16 protein-coding genes are annotated in these 22954 nt (G+C 39.5%); 2 read left to right on the top strand and 14 right to left on the bottom strand.

The window, feature by feature from the left end; all coding sequences use genetic code 11:
- Nucleotides 1–170: 170 nt before the first annotated feature.
- From ACJJVZ_RS02200 to ACJJVZ_RS02180, 5 genes are all read right to left on the bottom strand, one after another.
- A complete protein-coding gene (locus tag ACJJVZ_RS02200) occupies nt 171–2426 on the bottom strand; it encodes an acyl-CoA dehydrogenase (protein ID WP_405597732.1) in 2256 nt (751 codons plus the stop codon).
- A 494-nt stretch (nt 2427–2920) separates the two neighbouring features.
- A complete protein-coding gene (locus tag ACJJVZ_RS02195) occupies nt 2921–3949 on the bottom strand; it encodes a zinc-binding dehydrogenase (protein WP_182703134.1) in 1029 nt (342 codons plus the stop codon).
- A 10-nt stretch (nt 3950–3959) separates the two neighbouring features.
- A complete protein-coding gene (locus ACJJVZ_RS02190; protein ID WP_405597730.1) occupies nt 3960–5375 on the bottom strand; it encodes a TolC family protein in 1416 nt (471 codons plus the stop codon).
- Nucleotides 5368–8520, bottom strand: a complete 3153-nt coding sequence (locus ACJJVZ_RS02185; RefSeq protein WP_138586271.1) for an efflux RND transporter permease subunit — start codon at nt 8518–8520, stop codon at nt 5368–5370. Before ACJJVZ_RS02185 ends, ACJJVZ_RS02190 begins: the two co-directional genes overlap by 8 nt.
- 9 nt (nt 8521–8529) lie before the next feature.
- Nucleotides 8530–9699 carry an efflux RND transporter periplasmic adaptor subunit gene (locus tag ACJJVZ_RS02180; protein ID WP_405597726.1) on the bottom strand — a complete coding sequence of 390 codons (1170 nt, stop codon included), beginning with the start codon at nt 9697–9699 and terminating at the stop codon, nt 8530–8532.
- Nucleotides 9700–9818: 119 nt separating this feature from the next.
- Here ACJJVZ_RS02180 and ACJJVZ_RS02175 point away from each other — a divergent pair, with 119 nt between their 5' ends.
- Nucleotides 9819–10757, top strand: coding sequence for a LysR family transcriptional regulator (locus ACJJVZ_RS02175; protein WP_077535139.1), 939 nt, complete (start codon nt 9819–9821; stop codon nt 10755–10757).
- Here the strand turns inward: ACJJVZ_RS02175 and ACJJVZ_RS02170 are convergent.
- Both ACJJVZ_RS02170 and ACJJVZ_RS02165 read right to left on the bottom strand, forming a co-directional pair.
- Nucleotides 10754–11791 (bottom strand): GGDEF domain-containing protein, encoded by a 1038-nt coding sequence (locus ACJJVZ_RS02170; RefSeq protein WP_405597722.1) that lies wholly within the window; start codon nt 11789–11791, stop codon nt 10754–10756. The two genes, ACJJVZ_RS02175 and ACJJVZ_RS02170, sit on opposite strands and share 4 nt — an antisense overlap.
- A gap of 164 nt (nt 11792–11955) precedes the next feature.
- Complete coding sequence (locus ACJJVZ_RS02165; RefSeq protein WP_182703140.1) at nt 11956–12819, bottom strand: DUF6279 family lipoprotein; 864 nt, start codon at nt 12817–12819, stop codon at nt 11956–11958.
- A 985-nt stretch (nt 12820–13804) separates the two neighbouring features.
- Between ACJJVZ_RS02165 and ACJJVZ_RS02160 the strand changes: the two genes are divergently transcribed.
- Nucleotides 13805–14530 (top strand): tetratricopeptide repeat protein, encoded by a 726-nt coding sequence (locus ACJJVZ_RS02160; protein WP_077538754.1) that lies wholly within the window; start codon nt 13805–13807, stop codon nt 14528–14530.
- Nucleotides 14531–14642: 112 nt separating this feature from the next.
- Here ACJJVZ_RS02160 and ACJJVZ_RS02155 read toward each other — a convergent pair whose 3' ends face one another.
- The 7 genes from ACJJVZ_RS02155 to ACJJVZ_RS02125 all read right to left on the bottom strand — a co-directional run bounded on the left by ACJJVZ_RS02155 (nt 14643) and on the right by ACJJVZ_RS02125 (nt 22946).
- On the bottom strand, nt 14643–16061 hold the full coding sequence (locus ACJJVZ_RS02155; RefSeq protein WP_405597719.1) for a coniferyl aldehyde dehydrogenase: 1419 nt from the start codon (nt 16059–16061) through the stop codon (nt 14643–14645).
- Between the two features lie 175 nt (nt 16062–16236).
- On the bottom strand, nt 16237–17712 hold the full coding sequence (locus ACJJVZ_RS02150) for an SLC13 family permease (protein WP_405597716.1): 1476 nt from the start codon (nt 17710–17712) through the stop codon (nt 16237–16239).
- Between the two features lie 8 nt (nt 17713–17720).
- Nucleotides 17721–18677 carry a porin gene (locus ACJJVZ_RS02145; protein ID WP_405597714.1) on the bottom strand — a complete coding sequence of 319 codons (957 nt, stop codon included), beginning with the start codon at nt 18675–18677 and terminating at the stop codon, nt 17721–17723.
- A gap of 177 nt (nt 18678–18854) precedes the next feature.
- The gene (locus ACJJVZ_RS02140) at nt 18855–20219 is read right to left on the bottom strand and encodes a sigma-54-dependent transcriptional regulator (RefSeq protein ID WP_405597711.1); all 1365 of its coding nucleotides are present in this window, start codon (nt 20217–20219) and stop codon (nt 18855–18857) included.
- Nucleotides 20212–21942, bottom strand: coding sequence for an ATP-binding protein (locus ACJJVZ_RS02135; protein WP_405597708.1), 1731 nt, complete (start codon nt 21940–21942; stop codon nt 20212–20214). The genes ACJJVZ_RS02140 and ACJJVZ_RS02135 overlap by 8 nt, the downstream gene beginning before the upstream one ends.
- Before the next feature lie 327 nt (nt 21943–22269).
- Entirely contained in the window at nt 22270–22533 is a 264-nt protein-coding gene (locus ACJJVZ_RS02130) for a hypothetical protein (protein WP_077535131.1), read from the bottom strand.
- A 161-nt stretch (nt 22534–22694) separates the two neighbouring features.
- A complete protein-coding gene (locus ACJJVZ_RS02125; protein ID WP_282130358.1) occupies nt 22695–22946 on the bottom strand; it encodes a hypothetical protein in 252 nt (83 codons plus the stop codon).
- Nucleotides 22947–22954 lie beyond the last annotated feature (8 nt).

Genomic DNA, 22954 nt, shown 5'->3' with positions numbered 1-22954 from the left:
TTTTTAATCCTCTACGCATACATATTCGCTTTAAGACCAACACCGCTATCTATCTCTACTTTAAAACACACATAAAAAAGCCCCGCTTGTTTTTACACAAGCGGGGCTCCACACTAATACTTTTCAAAAATAAAAGCGCCTAAACTGCAGGCGCTTTGCATTATTGAATTTTATTGATTAACCACGCTTTTAAGTGGGTTAACGGGCTGTGCGTTATCGTCTAGGATGTTCATATCAAAATCGAACTCATCTACACGAATCGCTTTTTCACGTTTGATGTTGTAATCAATTAACTGAACATGTTCAGCTTGCGTGATTACGTTTGCCGCTAGTGCGTTATCAAGCGTAATGTTAAAGCGTGCGCCTGCTTTAATCGTTTTAGCACGTAGTGCTTTTTTAACTTTTGATAACTCAACCAATGATGCCATTTTGGCTTTGTAAGCTTGCTCATTGATATGATGGCCATCGCCCTCTACTGGCTTAACTAAATGCGTAATTTGCGCTTTAAATGCGGTATCAAGCTGTGCTTGCTTAGCTAGTTCGCGAATTAGATCATCACTAATTTTTGGCATTTTAGTTGAGTAGTTCATTGTAATAAAACGAATAAACTTACGAGTGCCACTTGCAGGGAAGTTATCTAAAAACTTATGCAATGCTTCTTCTGCACTTTGCAGAGCAAAACGAGTCGCGTAATGGAAATACGGCGCAGCTTGCTCACGGTCACTACTTGCTACTTTTTGCTCGTAGTATTTAATTGATGCCATAGCTGCGTACAAGAAGCTCATTACATCGCCTAAACGAGCCGATAGCATTTCTGCTTGTTTTAACTTACCGCCAAGTACTAATAACGAAAAGTCAGCGTACACTGCAAGCTTTGCAGATAGTTTATGAACTGCTTTTTCGTAGTCGCGTACTTCTGGCAATTCAGAATTAGCACTTGCTGTAAATGGTAAAACACCAAGGCGGAAAGCACGTAAGCTGTTTGCTGTGCTGTAGCCAATTGTTTTACGTAAAATACCGTTAAATTCTTTATCTGCGCCTTTGTCTTCGCTATGAATTGACTCAACCATAGATTGTAAATATGGGTGACAACGCATAACACCTTGACCAAAAATCATCAGGTTACGAGTAAGAATATTCGCGCCTTCTACCGTGATGGCAATCGGTTGTGCAACATAACCACTTGCTAAGGTATTTTGTGGACCGTTTTGAATCGCTTTACCTGCTTGAATATCCATTGCTGAATCAAGTACGTCGCGACCAAGCTCTGTCATGTGGTATTTAGCGATTGCTGTAACAACCGATGGCTTTAAGCCCATGCCTAAACCTTCAGTTGTCAGTACACGCATTGCTTCTTGTAGGTATGTTTTACCTGCAATGTCAGCTAGTTTTTCTTGAATACCTTCAAATTGGCCAATCGCTAAACCAAACTGTTCACGCACTGCCGCGTATTCAGACGCTGATTTAAATGCAACTTGTGCTGTACTCACACCTAGTGCAGGTAATGAAATACCACGGCCAGCACCTAAACAGCTAACCAGCATTTGCCAACCACGACCGATATTTTTCTGTCCACCAATAACAAAGTCCATTGGTACAAATACTTTGTTACCACGTGTAGTACCGTTGTAAAAACGGATACCCATTGGATCATGGCGATTACCAAGCTCTATACCTGGGTGCTCTTTTGGAATAAGTGCACAAGTAATACCTAGGTTTTCTTTACCACCTAGTAAACCATTTGGATCAACTACTTTAAATGCTAAACCAAGTACGGTAGCAATAGGTGCAAGCGTAATGTAGCGCTTGTCCCATGTGATTTCTAAACCAAGCACTTCTTTGCCGTTATACATACCTTTAGTAACAGTACCCACATCTGGAATACCGCCGGCATCAGAACCCGCTTCAGGGCTTGTTAATGCAAAACATGGAATGTCTGTGCCATTTGCTAGACGTGGTAGGTAATGTGCTTGTTGTTCTTGCGTACCAAAATGAAGTAGTAACTCACCAGGGCCTAACGAGTTAGGTACCATTACAGTTACCGCTACCGCTGAGCTTTTAGTGGCAATTGTGCCTACAATAGTAGAGTTTGCATAAGGGCTAAACTCTAAACCACCAAACGATTTAGGAATGATAAGCGAGAAAAAACGCTCTTTTTTCAAAAATTCTAAAATGTCATTTGGTAAATGAATCCCATTTTGAATCACTGAATCGTCAATCATGCCCAATAACTCTTTTACTGGACCGTCTAAGAATGCTTGCTCGTCTGCGCTTAGTTTAGCTGCAGGTACGTCGCGTAATGCGCTGAAATCAGGTTTACCTTGGTAGATAGACCCTTCAAGCCATACATCACCCGCGTCTAGCGCTTCTTGTTCAGTGATAGAAATACTTGGCAATACTTTTTTTAATTTTGTACGTAAACTCATGATTGAACTCATCCGACCAGCTAAATAATACCTACATTACGTCATAAAAAACCGTTTAGATCAATTACTCTATCCAATAAATTAACAGTTTTTTCAATTTATTTTCTTTACCTGAACGTAAACTGTTGAAACACAAAGGCTTACAGTTGTACGCTGAAAGTAACTATTTTTATCAAAATGAAGAATAAAACAGCTAATAAACCAGGACTCTGGATAATAAATCTATCTCTAGCAGCTATTTTCAGCGCTAACTGCGTTGAATTTACTTGCAATAGGCCAGCTATTGACGCGTAAATTCGCCTTGTTTTCATTGAAAATCTCTGGCTAGAGAAAATAAATTTAAATATCACCATGATTCAATATGTTAGTAAATCTCTTAACCAGAGTTCAGGTTAATAAATAAAAATACGATTTGATAGAATGAAAAGACCATAAAAAAGACATAAAAAAACGCAACATAATAATGCTGCGTTTTTAAAAAATAGCCCTAGTATTTATGGCGCTACGTGTACAACCTGTTTGCCGGTAAAGCCACCCGCCAATTGCTTATTAAGCGCATCAGACACCGCCTGTGCATTAAATTCAACGGCGGTCAGTGTCGGCGTTTTAATATCGCCATTACACGCACCTTCTAGCAATAAGTTACCCATAAAGCTTAAACGCTGTTGCGCACACAAACTATTAGCAAGCCATGCACCGCCCAGCGATACCACGCTAATATTAGGTGCCCTACGATACATAAGCTCTTGATCAAAACAGGGTAATGGGTTTAAACATGCAATTTTGCCACAAAAACGCATTAGCTCAATATTTCGAGCTGTAGACTCTCCACCAATGGTGTCGATTACTGCGTCAAAACCTTGTGGACCAAGTTCTTTGCGAATTTTTTCACACAACTTTTTATCGTTGTAATCAAAAACCATGTCTGCACCAAGCTGTTTAACCAATTTATGGTTTCGCTTTGATGCGGTTGCAAATACATCTGCTCCGCGCTGCTTAGCATACTGAATAGCAAACTGCCCTACGGCCCCAGCTCCCCCTTCAATAAGTATGGTATCGCCTTCGCTAATACTCAGTTTATCTAAGCTAATAAGTGCAGCCATACCAGCACACGGTAAAATAGCAGCCACTGCTGGGTTTAATCCTGCAGGCAAAACCGACACCGCATAATTAGGCACTTTTGTGTATTCACTGAGCACACCTTGGTCGCCAACACTTGCGTGCCACATTACCCGCTCGCCTACATTGGGAAAAATACCTTTGCTGGCTTTTACCACCACACCTACAGCATCAAGCCCTAAAATATGAGGATATTGCCATTTACAAAAACCCGATTTAGCAAACTGCCCATCAACGGGGTTTAAGCCAACGTACTCTACTTTTATGAGTAATTCGTTATCTGCACACTCAGGTACAGGTAACTCAACGTCAGCTAAATTGATTTGCTCATTAGGCTCTGGCAATACAATGGCACGCATAGTAAGCGGTACGGTGTATTCATGTAAAACATCAGTACTGGGCATCAATATAACTCTACTTCTTAGTGTTGCTTAAAGCATAACTCCATCGCCCGTTAAATGACTGATAGGCATTAACCTTAGCAAGTAGCGATGAAATTGTGGAATCGACAGCGTTTTCTTGCGCTATTAAAACATCCTGACGTGCATCTAACAACTCAAGATAAGGAATTTGCCCTTCTTCGTACATTGCTTGAGCTTGTAAGAATGCTTTATTTGCGAAGCTATAACGATCATCAGCAAAGCGTTTTTGTTGTGCTTGATTGGTTAAAAGCTGCAGCGAAAGTTCACTTTCGTTCACGGCTTTAAGCACCACTTGTTGATAGTCGCTGTACGCCGCTTCACTTAAAAACTGTTGTGCATCGCGTTGTGCTAAAAGTGCAGGATAACTCAGTAGCGACCACTTAATTTGTGGTGCTACTTGCCATTGCTGTTGAGTATCGCTAAAGCCATTACTACCAAGACTCACAACGCCTGCAAAGCCACTTAAACTAATATCTGGTAAAAGTGCTTTGCTTGCTGCAACACTTAAACTATTCGCTTGGCTAAAGTCGTAAAGTGCTCGGCTAATATCAGGCCTTAGTGCAATTGCGTTATTTGGCTCATTAAAAGCCACCTCAAACTGATGCTCTAAAATAGCCCGTTCATTATTTAATTCAACGTGCTGCGTTAAACGTCCCGTAAGCGCAGCAAGCGTAGATAAGTCGCGGTACTTTGCATATTCAAAAGCAGGCACAAGTGCTTGTTGCTGCCTAAGCTGCGCCATTGTACGATTTAAATCAAGTTCGCTTGCAACACCTTCATCAACGCGAGCTTGTAGCACCTCAATACTTTGCTCAAGCGCCTCTATTTGCAGCGCTACAATATGCTGTTTTTCAACATTACCTTGATAGCTAACAAAGCCTTTAACAACCGCCGATACGACTTCAATTTGTAGTAAACGGACTTGCTCTGCTTGGCTCATGGCCGATGCATTTGCTGCATCAACCAGTGCCGTAATACGTCCAAATAAATCGAGCTGCCAATCAAGTGCTAAATTAGCACTCGATTGACGGCTGTTTACATCGCCTAAACCACTGCGCTTAGCACCAATTTCTACGCCACCTTGCGGCAGGTATTGTGCTTTTTGCTCACCTAGTCGTGCTAACGCACTTTTAAGTGTTAACTGGCTTGTTTGTAAATCATGATTATTTGCAAGCGCTTGGGTGACTAACAAGTCTAATTGGCTTGATCCAAGCCCTTTCCACCAGCTCGTTTCGTCAGCACCATCAAGTTGCTCTGCAACCGCCGCCTTTGCAACAAACTCATTAATTGCGTTTTGCTCACTGAGCGTATCTATTTTGCTCGCACAGCCAGATAAAAACGCAGCCACTACTACTACAGCACTTATTGTTAAGCGTGTTTTTAGCGCTTTATTTACTAACTTAGTCATGTGGTAACTCCTGCGATTTTTCTTTTTTATTTACAACAAGCATATAAAATACTGGGGTAAACAATAAGCCAAACACGGTTACACCAATCATGCCTGAGAACACTGCATTCCCCATTGCATGGCGCATTTCGGCTCCTGCTCCGGTTGCCAATACAAGCGGTATAACACCTGCTGTAAAGGCGATTGAAGTCATTAATATTGGACGTAAACGCATACGACACGCCGCTAATATTGCATCCATATGAGATAAACCGGTATCGTTTTTATCTTTTGCAAATTCAACCATCAGAATTGCATTTTTAGATGCTAAGGCTACCAATACTATTAACGCTATTTGCGTAAATATATTGTTATCTGAGCCTACAAACCACACACCAAGTAACGCTGAAAATATGGTCATTGGCACAATTAAAATAATAGCTAATGGTAAACGCAAGCTTTCGTACTGAGCAGCAAGCACCATAAATACCAGTAGCACTACCAGTGGGAACACATACACCATAGTATTACCCGCAAGTACTTGTTGATAAGTCACTTCTGTCCACTCGTATTCAATGCCGCTTGGCAAGTTATCAGCAAGTATTGCTTCAATAGCCAGTTGTGCTTGATCAGAGCTGTAACCAGGCGCTGGGCTGCCGTTAAGCTCTGCACTTGGATACCCGTTGTAATGCATTACACGGTCAGGGCCAATTGTTGGTGTAACCGTTAATACTGAGCCTAATGGCACCATGTTACCCGCGCGGTTTCTTACTTTTAAATTAAGAATTTGATCTGGGTCTAAACGGTAATCAGCGTCTGCTTGCGCATTGACCTGATACGTACGACCAAACAAGTTAAAGTCATTCACATACACTGAGCCTAAATAAATTTGCAGTGCATTAAACACTTCATCTAGAGGGATACCTTGAATAAGCGCTTGCTCGCGATCAACATCTATATCCATTTGTGGCACTTGAATACGAAAACTTGAGTAAAGCCCCATTAACGCTGGATCTTGTTGTGCTTTACCAATAACCGTTTGCAGGCTATTAAATAATGCTTCGAACCCTTTGTTTGATCGGTCTTCAATTTGTAACTTAAAACCACCCGTTGTGCCTAGGCCTTGAATTGGCGGCGGCGGGAATACCGCGACAAATGCTTCATCAATTGCGGCAAAACGTTGGTTTAACTGCGCAGCAATCGCCATCGCCGATTTACTTGGATCGGCACGGTCTTCAAACGCGTCTAAGGGCGTAAAAACAATACCGCTGTTAGGGCTATTGGTAAAACCATTTACAGACAAACCAGGAAAAGCAACCGTATTTGCAACGCCCGGAACATCTAAGGCTATTTGTTGCATCTGTCTTAATACATCTTCTGTGCGGTCAAGGCTAGCTGCATCAGGTAATTGCGCAATTGCCACTAAATATTGCTTATCTTGCTGTGGAATAAAGCCACCAGGTACGGTATCAAACAACTTAATAGTACCGCCAACGAGTGCGACATACGCCACCATTACAATCATACTTAAGCGAATTAGCTTTTTAACTAGTTTTTCATACCCTTTTGCACCACGGTCAAATACGCGGTTGAATGGTTGAAACAACCAGCGACCAAATAATTTGTTTAATAAACGTGTAAATGCATCTGGCTTTGCATCGTGCGATTTTAACAATAACGCGGCTAATGCGGGCGAAAGTGTCAAAGAGTTAAAAGCAGAAATGACGGTTGAAATGGTAATTGTTAACGCAAATTGCTTGTAAAATTGCCCCGATAAACCGGTAATAAATGCGGTTGGAATAAACACCGCGCAAAGCACAAGTGCAATCGCAATAATAGGCCCCGTAACTTCACTCATTGCAACGCGTGTTGCTTCAAGAGGCGACAAGCCTTGCTCTATATTACGTTCAACATTTTCAACAACAACAATCGCATCATCAACAACAATACCTATAGCCAGTACTAAGCCAAATAACGATAAAGTATTAATCGATACACCCAACCACTGCATCACTGCAAACGTACCAATGAGTGAAATAGGCACCGCAATAAGTGGGATAATTGACGCACGCCATGTTTGTAAAAATACAATAACGACAATAACAACCAGTACAATGGCTTCAATCAACGTTGTAATTACAGCGTCAATAGAGCCGCGTACAAATACGGTTGGATCGTAAACAATGTCGTATTTTACCCCTTCAGGGAAGTCTTTTGATAAACGTGCCATGGTTTCGCGCACTTGATCAGATAGTTCAATCGCATTAGAACCTGGGCGTTGAAATATAGGCATGGCCAATGCTGGTTGAGTGTCTAGCTCTGCGCGAAGTGAGTAAGTATCTTGCCCTAATTCAACGCGTGCAATATCAGATAAACGTGTTAATTGCCCCTCATCACCCACTTTAATAATAACGTGTTCAAACTCTTCAATGCTGTTTAAACGCCCTTTTACATTTAACAGTATTTGAAATTGACTGTCGTTTGATACCGGCTGAGCGCCTAAACTACCTGCCGCAACTTGTTGGTTTTGCGAACGAAGTGCAGTAACAACGTCGGTTGCTGTTAATTCACGTGCCGCGAGTGCATCAGGGTTTAACCATACACGCATTGAGTATTTACCAGCACCAAATAGGCGAATATCGCCGACACCCGATAAACGTGCAATTTCATCTTTAATATACAAGTCGGCATAATTAGATAAATACGCGGTATCATGTGTTTTTTCTGGCGAATATAAATGCACCACCATGGTTAAATCGGGTGATGATTTTTCAGCAACAACACCTAAGCGCTGCACCTCTTGCGGCAAACGCGGTAATGCGCTATTTACACGGTTTTGTACTTGTACTTGAGCACGGTCTAAATCTGTACCTAGTGCAAACGTTACCGTTAGGGTCATACGTCCATCACTGGTTGCTTGTGAAAACATATACAACATGTTTTCAGTGCCGTTAATTTCTTGTTCAAGTGGTGTTGCGACCGTTTGCGCAATAACGGTTGGGTTAGCGCCTGGGTAACTCGCTGTGACAACCACTGTTGGTGGCACCACTTCAGGGTATTCACTTACCGGAAGCTGAAATAAAGAAATACCACCGGCAATTAAAATAACTAAAGACAACATAGCCGCAAATATCGGCCGTTGAATAAAAAAGTGTGAAAATTTCATCAATAAACCTTATTGCTTAGCCACTAAACGTGATTCGTCATTAGAAAGAGTGAATGCAACATCACTGCTGTCTATTGTTACTGTATTTGGCTTAATTGGCATGCCTGGGCCTACACGAGCAGGACCATTTACGGCAATGACATCACCCTGTGAAAGACCTGATGTTACTGCGCGAAGCGAACCATAACGCTCACCCACAGTGACTAATTTGTACTCAAGCACGTTATTTTCGCCAACGGTTAATACAAAGCGATTTTTTAAATCGGTGCCAATGGCTCTATCTGGCACAATAACTTGCTCAGAGATTGAGTTAGCAGCTAATTTAATGCGTGCAAATGAACCCGAGCGAAGCTGGTTGTTATCTTCATCAAACACAGCGCGCACACGCAAAGTGCCTGTATAGGCATTGATTTGGTTATCAATAAAATTGATGTGCCCTTTGTATGCAAAATCGTTTTGCCCTACTTTTTGCATAACAACAGGTTGACGGCTAGCGGCTGTTACATTGCTAAAAGCACTGTTCCAAGTGCGTTCATCAATATCAAAGTACGCATACATTTGCTCGTTTGAGACAATACTTGTTAATACGCTTTGGCCCGCAATAATATTATTGCCTTTAGTAATATTTGCGCGCGAAATGACCCCATCAATTGGCGATACAATTGACGTAAACTCTAAATCAAGTTCAGCTGCTGTAAGCTGCGCTTGCAAAGCCGCAAGCTGCGCTTCACGTTGGCGTAAAACAGAGGTTCGAGATTCAGCCTGCTCAGTAGAGATTGCTTTACGCTGCGTTAAACGCACTGCTCGTTTAGCTTCACTTTTTGCTTGTTCTAACGCAGCTTGTGCACTGTTAATTTGCGCATCAAGGCTTGCAACAACCGCTGCAAATGGACGGTCGTCTAACTTAAATAATAAGTCGCCTTTTTTAACATTGTCGCCTTCATTAAATGCAATACGCTCAATGACACCTGATACGCGTGGCATTAACGCGACTTCTTGAGGAGACTCTAAGCGCGTTGTATAGGTGTGCCAGCTTTGTACTGGTTTAACTAATACCGCTGCAACATCGATTGGTTGAAGATGCTGTGCTTGAGTCGAAGGTGCTGTGCTTTCATCGGCACAACCTGCAAGTGTTAGTAATGCGCCAGCGAGTGCAGCAGCAATTAAATGTTTTTTCATGAAGACGCTCCTTTTTTAATTAGCTTTGCATAGTACGGATTAAACCTGCGGACAAAAACCATAGATTTTTAAATTCATTAATGCCAAAATGGCATCAATAACGTAGCAAAGGTGTAATTATGGATACAACCAGTCGGCTTTTAATGCTGCTTGAAGTAGTTGAACAAGGCTCTTTTGCCAAGGCAGCTGAAATTCGTAACATTGACCGCTCTGTTATCTCTAAACAAATTAGCCGATTAGAAGATGAACTCGGTGTTAGGTTATTAAACAGAACAACTCGTTCTTTTTCGTTAACCGCTGCTGGCGCAGAAATGATAAAAAAGGCAGCTGAACTTAGAGAATTACTCGGTGATACAATTCGTATGGCTGAGAATTACCATTTAGAGCCCCGAGGCGTATTAAAAATAACCTCATCTACGTTAATAGGTCGGCGCTATTTACAGCCTGTACTTAATGACTTTCAAAAACGTTTTCCACAAGTTGAAGTAGAGCTTCGCTTGGACGATCGTTTAGTTGATATTGTCTCTGAGGGGTTCGATTTGGCATTTAGAGTGGGAGAGCCAAAAGATTCATCTCTAATTGCACGTAAAATTGCGCGTAATCGTTTACTCATTGTTGCCGCTCCCGAGTTTATCAGCACTTATGGCATGCCATCCAGTATGGAAGAATTGGCCGAATTACCCGCCGCAAGTTATGCCAGTAATACGATGAGGGTTGAAACAGTTGATTATTACAACAGCTCGGGTGAACCATGTGAGCAAAAAATAAAAAGTGTATATCGCGCTAACGATGCCGAAGCTCTGCTCATGAAAGCCATATCTGGCACAGCGTATTTTGTAGCGCCGGCATTTATAATCGGTGACGAAATTACCGATGGTAAATTAATACCTATATTAACGGATGTAAAGTTGATGGATTACAGCGCAATGTATGCTGTTTATCCGCACAGAGATTTACCAGTAAGAACACGTTTATTTTTTGATGCTGTGCGCGAATACTTAGGAAAAGACAAGCCTATTTGGGAAAATAGAATCCCTAATTTTGAGCAAATGTATTAAACAGATTCTAATTCAATTTTTTGATGTGTACTTGACTTAGCATATACTTTATTACGTCCAAAGCGTTTTGCTTTATAAAGTTGTTTATCAGCTTCTTTAGCAAACTCTTCGAGTGATTGATCCTGTTGATAAGAAGCAACCCCTACACTTATAGTGATATTTATTTTTTCACCATTAATATCAATCACTGTATTCTCTATGACAGATCTTAATTTTTCAGCTGTATTTAACGCATCATCGGCATTGTTAAATGAGCTAATAAGTGCAAATTCTTCCCCACCCACTCTAAATACATACCCTTTAGCTAACGTAATTCTTAATAACGTTGCAACTTCAATAAGCACTTTGTCACCTACGTCGTGACCATATTTGTCGTTTACCTGCTTGAAGTAATCTAAATCTAATAAAAATAAGTACAACTGAGATTTATCTGTTAATTCGACCTCAAAATAATGATTCATCGAAAGTCGATTACCAGCACCCGTTAATGGGTCTAACAAGGCTAAACTTTTCAAGCGTTTAGAGGAAAGTGCTCTGCTCCCTTCAAAAACATGAGAAACAGCCCAAATACTTACATAAACAAACAGTAAATTAAGACCAAAATTTAGCGGTAAAAAAGGAAATAACGAGGCTTTATTTACTAAGATAAATACCTGTAAAAAAAGTAATGTTGCAGAAAAGATGATCCCAAAGCGCTTACCTAACAACAGGTAATACAAAACGGGTAATGCAAATGACCAAATAAACAAGCCATTTTTTATCAAAGCTAAATAGTTACCTAACACAATAACTAACGTAACTAATGCACACATAATAAGCGATTGGCGTAGTTGCAATGCATGTCTGTTTAGACGCACAAATGTGTGTACACAGTAAGCACACAGTCCCAACTCTAAATAGCCCAGTACCGCAAAATTATTAATGAGTAAATTAAACCCAGCAAAAATTAGCGATACACAACCAAAACATAAGCACATCCATCTTAAGACGTTCCTTCTTAATGCCTTAGTACTATTAAGAGCAGTAATATCCATTCAAACAACTTAATAAAAAAATAAAAATTCAGTTTAACGTGAAAAATTGAGATGACAAGCAGTGTACCTATAACAACGGTGCCTCATACGTCAAAAACACGATAGTGGCCATCTTTACTAATAATAAAACCTATCATAAATTTTTGTTGCTGGATTTGAAACGCTTAATCATTTCTAAGTTCATTAATTGTCTGCATTAAATCGTCAAAATGTTCATTAGCGCTTTTTCGTTGTTGCTTAGAAAGTGTGTTATTTAAGTCAATAAGTAAATTTATATAGAGTACTAAATTATTTTCATTCTTAGCTTTTAACTCATCACCAATAAATGCATCGCGATCGGTAATGATTATCTCAAGCTGTGTAGCAAATTGCTGTTCATCAAGTTGTAAGTTGGAAAACGTTTGCTCAAGTGCACGTAAGCGATCCCGTTTATAATCTTGCCATAGTAAAAATGTATTAATATGTTGCTCGTTAGCGGCTTTTATTAATCGCACTTGCTCAGGAGTGAGTTTGTTTAGCCATTGTTTAAAGTAATCAAACTGTTTGTCTAAACGCATGTCTTTATGTTCTTGCAAGCTGAGTTCATTGTGCTCTTTTAACTCATCATTTATATCGGCGGTTATATTATCAATAAGTTCTTTACGCTGTTTTGATGTAAGCGTTTTAGCTAACGTGATCAGAGGTTGGCTTGCATAATCAAGCAGATTTCCCCAATGACCTTTAGCAAGCGTGATTTGTTTAGTCAGCTCCTCTTTATTTAACTGTGAATTAAACATCGCTTGTAAATTTGTTAGATCTTGTTTGTATTTGAGCAGTTCAGTTTGTCTGTGCCAATTTCGCGTATTTTCAATAATTTGTTTGAGCTGTTTGGCCTGACTTTTATTTAAATCAATGTAGTCGTCTACCCAAAAAGACGAAAGCCAAGGCAAGTTATTGTAAGCAAAAGAAGTTGAGCAAGCGCTAAGTAGCAACATACTCAGCACTGTAATAATCTTCGCTATTTTTTTTATTATAATTTTACTAAACATTGTAACGCCACCTCACTACTTTAATAATATATAAACACACAATCTTTTTGATAATAGTTATCATTTAGTATTGACATGCACATCAATCTAATTAATAATCGTTCGCATAAACACAGTGTAACGACCTCAGTCCAAGGGCGTGTAGGCCTTTCGTGTTTGATTTTGCAGCAGTATGTTTGGTTTTTAGGCAAGGCAGAGCCTATGTAGTGTGGTTATTCCCCATAAATAGGTGATAACGCAGCATAAATGCCAAACATGCGCTGCCCTTTGAGCTCGATCTAGGGACGATTAACTCTTTGTTGCTCGGTTTTTACTTAGCCCGCTAGGTTACAAACCTCGCGCCGCGATTAAATCGTCTCTAGATTGAACAAATTTCAATCCACAAAGGTCAACACGCCCTAGGGAAGAAATTACAGCAAGGATGCTGATATTTAATTAAGAAGACTGTGCCGCTTCGTATCTATTACTTACTCGACCCAAGTAATAAATACCTAAGATCACAATTACTTGCTACATTGCTCATATTAGTGACGGTTGATATGACTCAAAAAAGCCCTAACGGGCTTTTTTTATTTCTTTAAATTTTCTGTGATATCTGTATCTTACACTTCTTCAGTGCAAAAAAACTTATTTTGACCTATAAAATATTATACATGTAAACGAAAAGTGCATTGTCTTGCCTTTACATTTAAGCCGGTGTAAACAGGACAATAGGCATTGTTTTTTGCAACCACATGTAAACGTTTTAATCACTCATTTATACTGACCGACTTAAAGATAGGATCTACTTAACGATAAGATTATGGCACTATCAACAAGGCAAAAATTTTACGATATTATGGGGTGCTTTAATTCGTTAGATTGTTCAAATACTTATGCCAATTGATATTAGTGCACCATGATAATGAATTTACGTTTAGTTATGCCGATGGCATTAAATTGGTATCGATACATATTGCAACTATTACTAATTGGAGACATTACTATGTCACAGTTTAATTTAAAACCATTAATACTTGCTGGCGTTTTATTTGCAAGCCCTTTTGCCCATGCAACATTAGAAGAGGGCATTATAGCCGCTAACGAAGGTCGATTTGAATACGCATTAAAAGAGTTTGAATACCTAGCCGACAAAGGTTTTGCACCTGGCATATACGAACTTGGGAAATTATATGAAGGTGGCTTTGGCGTAGTACGCGACTACCATAAAGCCGCGCAGCTTTATCAACAGGGTGTTAAAAAGAATCATGTCGATTCTATGTTCGCATTAGCTGTACTTTACGATGAAGGTAAAGGTGTTAAGCTCGATAAGCAAATGGCTTTGAGCCTATTTGAAAAAGCAGCAAATAAAAACTTACCCGCAGCACAATTTAACCTAGGTGTTATGTACGCAAACGGGGATGGCGTTAGTCACGATTTTGAACTTGCAAAAAAATGGTACGAAAAAGCGGCTGCAAATAACTATTCCCTCGCGCAATTCAACTTAGCACTCATGTATTTTGAAGGCTTAGGTATGCCTAAAGATCTCGAAAAGTCATACATTTGGAACACTATTGCTGAGTACAACGGTAATATGCAAGCAAGCCATAGCCGCAAACTCGATGAGCGTAAAATGCTCCCTAAAGAAGTTGAAGAAGCGAAAGAAAAAGCAGACGCTATATATGCAAGAATTTTAGCGGGTACTTATGCAGGCGAAGGCCGCTTATTTTAACCAACTTTAAAATAATAAAAGCTGAACTGAGCGATTTAGTAGCCGCTAATCGTTCAGCTTTTTTATTTTCTAGATTTTACCAATTCGCAATAATGCTTAACCTGCACTCTGGTTATTTAATATATAACCACTTAAGCAATTTGATCAGTAACTTACTTTGCTTAAGTAACATGCCAACCCGTGGATTAAAAGAACCAGAAACTAATGTGTTTTTAGCATGGCTAAAGGTTAAAAAACCTTCTTTACCGTGATAATGCCCCATACCTGAGTGCCCAACACCGCCAAATGGTACATCATCTGCCGTAACTTGCACTAGCGTGTCATTAACAGCAACTGTACCGCTGAGTGTTTGCTTAATAATATAGTCTTGAGCGCGTTTATCTTGCCCTAAAATATAAAGTGCTAATGGATGGTGATGTTGTTTAATGTAATCAATTGCCTCACTGAGTTTGTTATAACTCATTATCGGCAATATAGGACCAAATAACTCATCTTGCATTAGCTGCATTTCGTCTGTGACTTGAGTAACTATATGTAGCCCCATACGATGCTTTTCTGCATCTTGCTGATTTTGCTCAAGCGGTTTTACAATAGTTGCGCCGAGTTCTTGTGCTTGCGCTAAATAGCCCGATAAACGTTTGTAATGTACATCGCTAATAATCGATGTTAAGTTTTTACCTTCAACACCGTCTTTAAAATGCTTTTTATAAAGCTCGCATAATTGCTGAATAAGCTGATGCTCAAGCTCTTTAGGGACAAATACATAATCGGGCGCAACGCAAATTTGCCCTGCGTTAGCCATCTTTCCAAATAATAGTGCCTGTGCTGCTTTTTGAATATCAGCCTGCTCGGTAATGATCACTGGAGACTTACCACCAAGCTCAAGCGTAACAGGCGTTAAATTTCGACTTGCTGAGGCCATTACTAATTTACCAACCGCTGTCGAACCAGTGAATAGTAAATGGGCGAACGGGAGTGATGAAAATTCGCTTGCTACATCGCTCCCCCCCTGAATTACTTGACAATGCTCTTGCATTTCATCACTAAATAGTTTTTCAAGAACAACATTTGTATGCGGGGTAAACTCACTTAGCTTTAACATCACCCTATTACCTGCGGCAATAGCTGTAATAACAGGTACTATGGCCAATTGAATAGGGTAGTTCCACGGCGCTATAACTCCGACGACCCCTTTAGGTTGATAAGTTACACTCACTTTAGAGGGCCATAAACTTAAACCCACGGCACGATTGCTTGGCTTTGACCATTTTGGTAACTTTTTTATTATATGAGCAAGACCTTGCACTGTTGGCAAAATATCACCAAGCAACGTATCAAATGCAGTTCTATAACCAAAGTCTTTTGAAACCGCATCAACGAGCTCTTCTTCAAGCTCGACAACGCGTGCACGTAGCTTTTTTAAAATCGTAATGCGTTTATTTATAGATAAATAGGGTGTCTCTAAAAAGGCATTTTGTAAGCCATTAAACTGGGCTAATAAAGAAATCGTTTGTGGTGTATCTGTTGTCAAAATAGATTGCTCAATTTTTAAAGTTATTAGCGACTATAACCTTGTTCTGTTTTTCGAGCAATAACACTAATTTTATTTAAAGCACTCCTTTAAGAGTAAAAATATAGACACAGAGTAGTTTTGTTTTTAAACAATCAATATACAAAACTACCCTGCTATACGTGACTTGAAACGATTAGAATTTAAATACGTGAGCTGCAATCGTCATAGTGACCAGTGTTATTAAAACAATGGCGACAATATTGAGTACAAAGCCCGCCCTTATCATATCGCGCATTTGTATTTGCCCTGAGCCAAATACGATTGCGTTTGGAGGGGTTGCAACGGGCATCATAAACGCACAACTACAAGCAATAGCAGCAGGAATAACCCATACAAGAGGTGAACCCGTTATTGATTCTGCAACGGGTCCTAATAACGGTAAGAACCCTGCAGCAGTAGCTGTATTGCTGGTGATCTCAGTTAAAAATGTAATTAATGCCACCACAACAAGCACACCCATAACAAGTGGAATAGCGCTGGCGCCTTCAATTAGGTGAGCAATAAATTCAGCAAGCCCTGATGATTTAATTTGAGATGCAAGTGTAAGCCCTCCCCCAAATAACAATAAAACGCCCCACGGTACTTTAGCTGCACTTTCCCAATCAAGAATACGCTCGTCACTGCCCTTGTTTGCGGGTAAAACAAACAATAATAATGCTGCAGCAATCGCAATACCGGTATCAGAAATTTTCAGTCCTGTGATCTCGCCAAGTACAGGTCTAAATATCCAACACAGTGCTGCTAATACAAACACAAATAACACGCCTTTTTCGGCACGCTGTAGTACTCCTAAGTTTTTTAACTGCGTTAAAAATACACTTTTTGTATCAATTGGTTGATCGGCTTTCATGTTAGCATCAACTTTATATGCAAATTTAGTAAGCCAAACCCAGCTAATAATCAACATACTTAAAGCAAGAGGAACCCCTATAATCATCCACTGCGCAAAGCCAATTTCAATTTGGTAGCTATCAGATAAATAGGCAGCCATTAACGCATTAGGGGGTGTACCTATTAATGTAGCAATGCCACCAATACTAGCCCCATATGCGATTGATAATAACAATGCTTTACCAAACCCTTCATTGCTAGGATCTGATTGCTTAACTAAATTAGTTATTGAAAGCGCAATTGGTAGCATCATTACCGCCGTTGCAGTATTGGACATCCACATAGATAAAAATGCGGTTACTAGCATCATCGCTAAAATTTGCAAACTAGGCTTTGTACCTGCATAAAGCATAGTACTCAGGGCTATCCGTTTATGTAACCCCCACCGTTCCATTGCAATAGATATTAAAAATCCGCCTAAAAATAAAAAGATTAAAGGGTGTGCATAAGGTGCAGCAACCGTTTTTATTGCTGCAATATCAGCTAAGGGTGAAATAACTAATGGTAGCAAAGCCGTAGCAGGTATAGGCACAACTTCACTTACCCACCATGAGGCCATCCAAAATGCCAACCCTGCCGTATTAAATGCTGCAACCGAAATTCCCTCCGGTGGGGTCACTAGGCAAGTAAGCAACATAATACTTGGGCCCATCAATAACCAAAACCATTGCATGCTTTGCTTTTTAGGAGAATTATTTTTTAAAATTTGTTGAGTCATTATTTTTCCTAAAACTTATATTTAAGGCCAAGTGCAACACTACTGTCTGTATTTTCGTCCAAGTCTAAATCGGTATACAGTAGATAAGCGGTAGTTTGTTTATCAAATACATAGTCGAGACCAGTAGTCCATTGAGTTGCATCTGTCTGTTGGCGAAGCGCTGAATCATCCTTCGTAAACTGAATTTTTGGGACCCACTTATCAAGTGTATAGCTGGCACTTAACACATAACCATTGCCCGATTTAGTACCATCTACCGATTCAGAATGCTGGTATAGTACACCTAGCTGTAATTGTTCAAATTTATAAACACCAGCAAGACGATTTGCTTTTATATTATTAAGTGAATCAACTCGACTTAAAGAGACATAGTACGGCGTATTTTTTAAATTACGGTCGCCATAAATAAACGTGGCAGCGTAACCTGCTTTGTTGTCTTTATTATCGTCTTTTGGGGCATAAGTAAAAGAAAACTGCGTATTATGCCAAGAGTTTGAGGTATAGCTAATAGTATCGCCAAGTCGGTCCTGCCCTGCAATAACTTGTGCTATATCTGCTTGCGTTTCGTTAAAATTATCAAGCTTTCCTTCTGAGTACTTAAATCGAGTATCGTTTCTGCCTACAACGACCTCACCAAACGCACCTTTTAAACCTAAGTAAGTATTACGTGCAGTGAATGGCTCTTGTGTATCATCTTCTTCAAAGCCCTTAACTTGTACTTCATATTTAAAAACCGCAGTTAAATATTCATTTAATTTATGTGCGCCTTTAATGCCTATACGTGAGTATGGCGCCTCAATTTGAGTACCTTCTTTGGCATAACGCATTATGCCCGTATCAGTACTGGCAATTTGCACTTCGGCTTTACCGTAAACAGTGTAATCTGTAGCAAAAGCGGTGTGGGAAAATGTGGCTAAACAGCCAATTGATAGTAGTAAAATACGAGTGTGTGTAGTTTTTATCATTGTGCGCCCTGATTATTAGAATCTACTTGTTGTAGTGCTAATAAGGCAACTTTACTGCCAAGTATATAAAAACTCATCATTTCAATAACTTGATAATATAAACTATTAAGTTTTAATAAAAACGTGCGGATCAGCACACATTAAAAAAAGTGAGTAGTGTCACCAAATCCACCCATTTTAATCGGTAAACATATCTCTGTTGAGGTTGTATTTACTCATTTTATCGTAAAGTGTTTTTCGTGCTATTTGTAGTGTTTCCATCGTGTTTTTAATACTGCCATGATTTTGCTCAAGCGCGTACTCAATGAGTGACTGCTCATAAAAAGACACTTTTTCGGATAAACTCAAATCGGCAGATAAACCACCAAACTGCTGTGTTTTGACTTCTGCAAAGGCAAGCTCAGCACCGAGCAATACGGCTCGCTCTGCTTGATTTCTGAGCTCTCTGACATTGCCAGGCCAATCATATGCAACTAAACGCTGTTGTATCTCAGAACTAATTGCTGCAGGCGGCTTATGATAGCGAGTAGCCGCAATAGAACTAAAGTGCTTAAACAAAAGTAATATGTCGGCTTTTCGAGAGCGTAATGGCGGAATAGTAACGTTGACCAAACTCAGTCTGTAATATAAATCAGCCCTAAACTGACCGTTTTCAACTAGCGAAAGTAAGTTTACTTTACTCGCTGCCACAATCCTTATATCTAAATCAATTGCTTTATTGTCGCCTACGGGGGTCACTTTTCGCTCTTCTAATACGCGCAGTAACTTAACTTGCAGTGACATTGGGGTGCTTTCTATTTCATCTAAAAAAACTGTACCACCTTGAGCATATTCAAACTTGCCTTTTCGGCTCTGCGTCGCGCTCGTGTATGCACCACTTGCTGCACCAAACAATTCGCTTTCTATTAATTGCTCTGGTACAGCACCACAATTAATAGCAACAAAGTTACAACTGGAGCGATTACTTTGATCGTGCAGGTAACGCGCTACAAGCTCTTTGCCTGTCCCTGTCTCACCTTCAATCATGACATCTGTTGGTGTATCTATAATCGTGTTTAGCAAGTGCATCATATCTTGCATTTTAGGCGTATCACCCAATATACGCACACCGGGTGCTGACGTTTTTTGTACGGCCACTTTTAATGCGCGGTTTTCCATAACTAAGCTGCGTTTGTCGCATGCCCTTGCAATACAATCTAACAGATATTCATTAACCGGTTTTTCAAATAAATCATACGCGCCTAATTGCATTGCTTTGACAGCAATGGATACGTCAGCGTAGCCTGTTAAAAAGATAACAGGAAGCTCACTATCAAAAGCGGTTATTTGCTCCAAAAGTGTTAGGCCGTCCATAGTCGGCATATTTATATCGCTCAAAACGATCCCAGCAAAACGTCGGTTAAGTTTACTAAGGGCCGTACTTGCGTTATTAAAGCATTCAACGATATACCCCTCGAGGGTTAGCAATTGCTTTAAAGAGTCTCTGATCATTGCTTCATCATCAATGACTATAATGTTATTACACGATGAGCTATTAATCATGTTTGCCTTCCTGCTTATTTGACAGACTGATTATAAATTCAGCTCCGCCTTCTACCCGATTATGCGCGCTCAAGCAGCCATTAAAGGAATCAATTATCTGCTTTGATATAGATAAACCAAGCCCTAAACCATTACTCGACTTAGTACTATAAAAAGGCTCAAACAGGTTCCCGAATGCATGTTGCTCTATGCCTGCACCCGAATCTAAAATGGATAACTTTACCCGATCTTCAAAACTCTCCACCTGAAAACTTAAATTACGAACAGCAGCGTTACTCATCGCTTGGCTCGCATTCGTAATTAAATTAACCAGTACTTGCTCAAATTTAAGTGCATCTACCCAAACAATAATATTTTCATTAAAACTTGGAGGATCAACATGTATGTTGTCTTGCTTTAATTGTGCACTTGATATCATTAATGCATTATTTAATAAGCCAGCTAAAGGATAAGGCCTTAATTGCATATCTGATGGTTTACTAAAATGCTTAAGCTGGCCCACTATTTTGTGCACACGTTCAACGAGCCCTGCAATAATAGTTAAACTCTCATCTAGAGCCGAAATATTGCCTTTGATCAATAAACGTTTAGCACTAGCGAGGTAGGTATTTATTGCACTAAGCGGCTGATTAATTTCATGATTAATACCCGCACTAAGTTGCCCTATGGTGGCAAGCTTAGCCGATTGAACCAAGGCACTTTGCACTTTTTCAAGAGCTTGAGTTCGCTCTATCACTTCAAGCTCTAAACTGTGCCGTGAATACAATAATTTTTTATACCCAGCAAAACGTGTTAATAAGCTATAGCCAATAATAATGAGTAAGCTATAGATAAAAAACGCCCAAAATAAGCGAGGCACTTGTGCGGCATTAATTTTAGATATATCGACAAGTACGTGCATAGTGGCATTGAAATAACGCAGAGGCATGGCTGCTGTAACATACAATGATTTGTCTATTTTAAAGTGTGTAATGCCTTCATTACTAAATTGAAATTGCTTGATGTATTTAGGTTGATGGTCCAGATAGGCTCGACGAGATTTAATATCACGCCGTGCTGTAATATCTAGCTGAGTAAAACTATTTAAGCGCCATTGTTGAACATCTGACATTGCAATAATTTCGTCTGCTAACTGTAAATAAAAATGACTACCTTGTGATGTATTTAAGAGTTTTCTGTCATTTTCGAACTTATTTACATTCACTTTTAGCACAACAACACCTATCGCTTGGCTCTGTTTATAAACAGCTTGAGAAAAATAAATACCACGTTCCTCAGAACGCATACCTAATGCAAAATAAGCAACAGTTTCACCTGCAAATGCGCGCTTAAAGTAAGGCCTAAAAGCAAAATTGCTACCTAAAAAAGAATAATCAGTCTGCCAATTGCTACTTGCCGTTACAGCACCTTGCGGATCCAGAACAAACACATCTGATGCCCCACTGGCTTGTTGAATATCAGCAAGGTAATTATTTATAGCGCTGTAGTGCTGTTGTTCACCGTTGAGAAAATTAACCAACGACTCGTTATGCGTAAGCAACTGAGGAATGGCAGAAAAGCGGGCAAGTTCCGTATCAATATAATTGTTTAATTGAGTTACTTGACGCTTGGCCTGAAGCGCTGCTTGCCCAACATCATGAGCACGGCCAAGCCAAAACGTAACGACTAATATAAGTATGAGTAATATACCTATACTAATGATTTTTTTAGAAAAGGAGTACATTAACAGCTCGCAAAAAAATAACCGAGAGAATTTTAAGACGCTAGTGTAACGGCTAAAATCTTGCAACGATATAAACTTTTTGTTAACAAGTGTATTGTTCGTATTTAAAAACAAAAATCGCCGTAAACAAGGTGTTTACAGCGATTTGTTATACCAGCCTGCTTATATATGGGGTCTATTTAACGTTAAGAAAATTACGCTAGAACTAGGCAAAAATTTTTGTATCTAGTTGTTCTAAATAAAAAATTTTTAACGACGTTATAGTGAAATTTAATTCGTTAAATTGATCAAAGATTTATGCAGTTTGGTATTAAGCCTTAAAAGTGCTTAATTTTTAGCTGAAGCTGATCTGTTTTTAACGTATTTATATAAACCAATTAATGAAGCCGCAATCCAGAAAATTTCAATCACAAAACTGGCTAAATTAAAGTTATAACAAAGACTAATTAATAATAAAATTGCCCCTGTTAAATTCATCATATTATACATCAAGCTCGTTGGAGATGTTTTACCTAGCTGTAGTAAAAAGAATGAACCAACGACTAAAAAAGTACCTGTCATACCTATGATGTCAAATAAGAGTGCTATCACGAAACTATCCTTTATCCATTTTTAAATAACCCAAAAAACTGGCCCGATCCATGGGGAGGGTATTTTTTCATTCATTGAAACAGCAAAACCGAGGGATCTTATCAGTATGGTAAATTCTAACAAGGCCATATGTCCGCATCGAATGTTTATCAATAACCTGTTTATTTAAATGTCACTTTTCCGCCAATTATTTTATAGGCAGGGGTACCTCGTATTATCGTAACTCTTGCAAAAAGGCGATCGCACTGAGGGCAAATACAAGGCTCTTTGGTAAAATCTTGGCTGATCCGCTCTATAAAACACTTAACTAAAGCCCCTTTTCCGCCTTTTCGGTATTTAAATAATGAAGCCCTACAAGCAGAGCAAAAGATATCAACTGTCTTTGTCGGCCCTTTTTTATTAGGTTTAGCCATTTCTCCTC

Source organism: Pseudoalteromonas sp. Ld19 (genome assembly GCF_045064135.1).
GTDB lineage: Bacteria > Pseudomonadota > Gammaproteobacteria > Enterobacterales > Alteromonadaceae > Pseudoalteromonas > Pseudoalteromonas aliena.
The sequence above is the reverse complement of the archived record's forward strand: the minus strand, read 5'-3'. Positions and strand labels throughout refer to the sequence as shown.